This is a genomic window from Halobacillus sp., assembly GCF_049282395.1.
Lineage (GTDB): Bacteria > Bacillota > Bacilli > Bacillales > Halobacillaceae > Halobacillus.
This window is the reverse complement of sequence record NZ_JBAPTY010000434.1, coordinates 1-4985: the sequence shown is the minus strand read 5'-3', so window position 1 is coordinate 4985 and position 4985 is coordinate 1. Positions and strand designations below refer to the sequence as shown.

5 protein-coding genes are annotated in these 4985 nt (G+C 40.6%); all 5 read right to left on the bottom strand.

The window, feature by feature from the left end:
- Window positions 1–682, bottom strand: a 682-nt coding sequence (locus WAM07_RS18045; RefSeq protein ID WP_422168777.1) for an electron transfer flavoprotein subunit alpha/FixB family protein, incomplete at its 3' end; no start/stop codon positions are given.
- A 27-nt stretch (window positions 683–709) separates the two neighbouring features.
- The gene (locus WAM07_RS18040) at window positions 710–1483 is read right to left on the bottom strand and encodes an electron transfer flavoprotein subunit beta/FixA family protein (RefSeq protein WP_422168776.1); all 774 of its coding nucleotides are present in this window, start codon (window positions 1481–1483) and stop codon (window positions 710–712) included.
- Window positions 1484–1500: 17 nt separating this feature from the next.
- On the bottom strand, window positions 1501–2274 hold the full coding sequence (locus WAM07_RS18035; protein WP_422168775.1) for an enoyl-CoA hydratase: 774 nt from the start codon (window positions 2272–2274) through the stop codon (window positions 1501–1503).
- A 14-nt stretch (window positions 2275–2288) separates the two neighbouring features.
- Window positions 2289–2879, bottom strand: coding sequence for a TetR/AcrR family transcriptional regulator (locus tag WAM07_RS18030; protein WP_422168774.1), 591 nt, complete (start codon window positions 2877–2879; stop codon window positions 2289–2291).
- A 107-nt stretch (window positions 2880–2986) separates the two neighbouring features.
- Window positions 2987–4690, bottom strand: a complete 1704-nt coding sequence (locus WAM07_RS18025; protein ID WP_422168773.1) for a long-chain-fatty-acid--CoA ligase — start codon at window positions 4688–4690, stop codon at window positions 2987–2989.
- Window positions 4691–4985: the final 295 nt, after the last annotated feature.

The following is a 4985-nucleotide window of genomic DNA, read 5'->3' as shown; positions in this document are numbered from 1 at the left end:
CTGCCAGCTCTTGTAAGGGTTCAAACCCTTCTGAACTCTTAACGCCACGACCCCCGGCCACAATAACTTTAGCTTCCGATAAGTCCACACCCTCAGAAGATTTCTTGATAACATCTTTAATGATGGTACGGATGTTTGATATCTCAACCTCTTTTTCTGTGACTTCTCCGGCAAGAGAATCATCACGTGTTAAGGCAGGAATATTATTAGGACGAATGGTCGCGAATACAAGACCATCTGTAACTTCCTTCTTCTCAAATGCCTTACCTGAATAAATTGGGCGTGTGAATACAATATTTCCATCCTCTACAACTACTTCGGTGGCGTCTGAAACTAGTCCTGATTCTAATCTGCTTGCTAGTTTCGGGGTTACATCTTTACCAATAGCGGTGTGTCCCATTATAATACCTTCAGGTGATTCGTCTTTAATCACTTGATAAATCGCCTGTCCGTACCCATCAGATGTATACGTTTTCAATTCTTCGTTTGCAACGGTAATTACTCGCGATGCTCCGTAGTACACCATTTCTTGTGCCATTGAATTCAAATCTCCTGCACCACAAAGCACCCCTACTACTTCTCCGCCATCACTAACTATATTTCCTGCTGCAATCGCTTCAAAAGTTACATTACGCAGGGATCCTTCTCTAGCTTCCCCAATTACTAAAACTTTTTTACTCATAAAGATTCTCCTTTCCCAGTCCTCTATTTACAGTACTTTAGCTTCGGTTTTAAGCAATGATACTAATTCTTTAACCTGATCAGCAGTTTCACCTTCCAGAACTTTACCTGCTTGCTTTTCAGGTGGAAGGAAAATTTCAGTAGTCTTCGTTTTAGGCTCCACATCGTCTTCCTCTAAATCTAAATCATCTAATTCAAGCTCTTCTAATGGCTTTTTCTTCGCTTTCATAATGCCCGGTAAGGATGGATAGCGTGGCTCATTCAAACCTTGCTGGCACGTTACAAGCAGCGGAAGCGAGGTTTCTACTTTCTCTACATCTCCCTCGACATCTCGGTCAATCGTTACAGTTGTTCCGTCAATTTCTATATTTGTAATGGTCGTAACACAAGGCATATCAAGTCTTTCGGCCAATCGAGGTCCTACTTGTCCGCTTGCCTCATCAATAGCTACGTTTCCTCCAAGGATAAGATCTACATCACGATCAGAGAAGAAAGCTTCCAGGATTTTCACCGTAGTAAACTGATCTCCTTCCTCTAAATCGTCTTCTGTATTAATGAGAACGGCCTGATCAGCTCCCATGGCTAATGCTGTCCGCAATTGTTTCTCTGCATCCTCTTCACCAATTGTCACTACAGTGACCTCTCCTCCATGTTCATCACGAATCTTAATTGCTTCTTCCACTGCGTATTCATCATAAGGGTTGATAATATATTCTGCGCTATCATCCTCAATCTTTCCATTAGCTACCGTTATCTTTTCTTCTGTATCAAAGGTTCTTTTAAGTAAGACAAAAATGTTCATTTACATAACCTCCTGGACTATTTATCTTTAAATTCCGGTTTTCTTTTTTCTATAAAAGCCTGAATGCCTTCCTTGGCATCCTCATTGCCAAAAACTTCTCCAAATGCTGAAGCTTCCGCGTTTACGCCTTCACTAAACGTGGACGTATGAGCATAGGGGATCAAGTTCATTACCTGGTTAATCGCCGGTCCGCTTTTAGAAGCAATCGTACGAGCCAGCTTTTCAGCTTGTTCAAAAACCTCTTCCCCCGGAAAACTTTGATTTGCCAAACCGACTGAAGCAGCTTCACTTCCCGATATTGGGACGCCCGTTAATATCATCTCATATGCTTTAGGAGCACCAACATATCTTGGCAGTCGTTGAGTTCCGGCAAACCCTGGTACAATCCCCAGGTTAATTTCCGGCAGACCAATCTTTGCGTCATCTGCCACATAACGGATATGACATGCCATAGCAAGCTCCAGACCTCCGCCTAGCGCTGCTCCATGGATAGCCGCTACAACCGGGATATGAAAGTTTTCTATTCTGTTAAACAGTTCCTGCCCTTTACTTGACAGTCCCTCATAATCAGAGGCTCCTTGTAAGGAGGTAAATTCTTTAATATCAGCTCCTGCTGAAAAAAACTTTCCTTCTCCTTTAAGTAAAATGGCTTTAATCGACGAATCTTGTTCTATCCGGTCCATTTCTTCTGACAAATCCTGAAGGATAGTACTGGACAGAGCATTCGCTGGTGGACTCTGTATTGTAATTTCTGCTACTTGTTCTTTCACTTGTAATGTAAGAGTTGACAACCAAATTCCCTCCTTTAATTCTTGGAATGGGCTAACCCATGGATAAATAAACTATGGACTTCTCTTGCCTGGTCTACTATGTTATAGCGCTGTTCTTTCATAACCCAGTTCGTTACCGTCTCATCCATGGTTCCAAAAATCATTTGGCGGACAAGACGGCGATCCAGGTTATCACGAAACAGCCCTTCCTCTACCCCTTCTTGAACAATCTGATCAATGACATTTAAATACCCTTTTAAAACTTCATTGATTTTTTGTCTGAGTTCTGAATTGGATTGACGCAGCTCTAACTGAGTTACTATCGCTAAATGATGATCTGCAGCGAGCTGCTCAAAATGAGTTTCAATCAATTTAAGAAGTTTTTCCTCAGCTGATTGTCTAGAAGTGGTTTCCTCCTGAATTCTCTCTATGAATTGCCCCATTTTCTCCTGGAATAGCGAAACAAGTATATCTTCCTTGTTTTTGAAATAAAGATAAATTGTACCATCCGCCACTCCCGCTTTCTTAGCGATTTTTGAAACTTGCGAAGAGTGGTATCCATTTTCAGCAATGACTTCTACCGCTGCATCAATAATTTGTTTGTATTTAGGTTTATTCTTTTTCACTACAATCTCCTGCCTATCTTTGTTGAAAATGAATGAATGGTCATTCATCTATTATACTACTATCCAGAAAAATATCTGTCAACTTTCATTTAACACTCTTTTAAATTTTATTTAATACTTTCTGTACCCTCTAGTTTTCTCTTTTCTTCTTCCACCAACGTACGTCTTAGAATTTTACCTACTGCCGTTTTTGGAAGTTCTTCACGGAATTCATAGATGCGGGGCACTTTGTAGGAGGCTATATTCTTACGGCAATACTCGTCTAACTCTTCTTCTGTTATTTCGCTTCCCAGCTTTTTCACGATAAATGCTTTGACGGTTTCACCACGATAAGGATCTGGAACACCAACAATAACTGCTTCCTGAATTTCTGAATGTTCATATAATACTTCTTCCACTTCACGCGGGTAAATATTATACCCCCCAGCAATAATCATATCTTTTTTACGGTCTACTACATAAAAGTAACCTTCTTCATCCATACGTCCCATGTCTCCTGTACGGAACCACCCATCTTCACTGAGAACTTGTGCTGTCTCCTCAGGCTTGTTCCAATAGCCTTTCATCACTTGGGGGCCTTTGACTACAATTTCACCAATTTCTCCGACATCTGCTTCTTCATCGGCATCCATCCGGTAAATCTTAGCATCTGTATCAGGCCAAGGTATTCCTACGCTTCCACTGACACGGCGCCCCCATATTAAATTGGAATGAGTGGTGGGAGAAGTCTCAGTTAACCCATACCCTTCTACAAGTTTGCCATTCGTTATTCTTTCAAAATTTTCCTGAACTTCTACAGGAAGAGGTGCTGAGCCGCTGATACAGGCCTCAATTGAAGACAAATCATATTTCTCCAGATTTGGATGATTTAAAAGGGCAATATAGATCGTAGGGGCTCCTGGAAATAAAGTTGGCCGCTGCTTTTCAATCACCTTTAAAACTTCTTCTGCGTCGAATTTAGGCATTAAAACCATTTTATTTCCCATCATAACGGAAAGGTTCATAACGGATGTCATTCCGTACACATGGAAGAATGGGAGAATGGCGAGAACCACTTCCTTACCTTCTTCACATTTGTACAACCACCTTTTAGCCATTTGCGTATTTACTACGAGATTATAATGAGTCAGCATAACTCCTTTTGGAAAACCAGTAGTTCCACCAGTGTATTGGAGAAGAGCTAAATCTTCTTTAGGATCTACCTTAACAGGTGTTACATTTCCGCTTGCTGTTTTTAATATATTCTTCCAAATATGAGTATCACTCGATTGTTCCGGCTTTACTAATACCTGATATTGTCTCTTCTGTACAAATGGATACAGCCTGTTTTTTGGAAATGGTAAATAATCTTTAATTCCGGTAACAATAATATGTTCAAGCGGAGTGTTCGGCTTAACATTGGCTGCTTTTGGATAAAGAATATCCAGGCAGATAATCATTTTGGTTCCAGAATCTTTCATCTGATACTCAAGCTCTCTCTCCATGTATAAGGGGTTGGTTTGGACCACAATCCCTCCTGCCATTAGGATAGCATAATATGCAATCACAGACTGCGGGCAGTTAGGAAGCATTATAGATACTCGATCCCCTTTATTTAAACCTTTCTCTTGTAAATAGCTGGCAAGTAACCGGGATTCCTTATAAATCTGTTCATAGGTAAGCTCCTTACCCATAAAATAAAGCGCTTTCTTTTCACCGTATGCCTGTGCACTTGCTTCCAAATAATCATGCAGCGGCTTTTCGTCATATTCCAAAGTGGTAGGTACTTCTGGTGGATAATGTTCATGCCAGGGACGTTGAAAAGTGTCCATATCGTATTGCCTCCCTTTAGTCTTATATATCTATTATAACGATTTATGAAAAAAAATTGAAATATAATTTTAAATTTTGAAAAAATTAACTGTAGATAATTACCTTTCATAATAATCATCTTACACGATACCTCCTGGCTTTTTGCGGCTCTAGGAAGCTCACCCGATGCCCGCGGAAAGCGAAATCGTCCCCCTCCGGACCTTCCTTATACCCTATTTATCTCGAAAATGAGTCTTCAAGTATCGGGAGCTTTACCTAAAATCAACTCGGAAGTTGAACAGGTTCTATTAAAAG

Coding starts and splice junctions, on each gene's coding strand:
- WAM07_RS18040 (WP_422168776.1), bottom strand. CDS start 1,483: ATGAACATTTTTGTCTTACTTAAAAGAACCTTTGATACAGAAGAAAAG.
- WAM07_RS18025 (WP_422168773.1), bottom strand. CDS start 4,690: ATGGACACTTTTCAACGTCCCTGGCATGAACATTATCCACCAGAAGTA.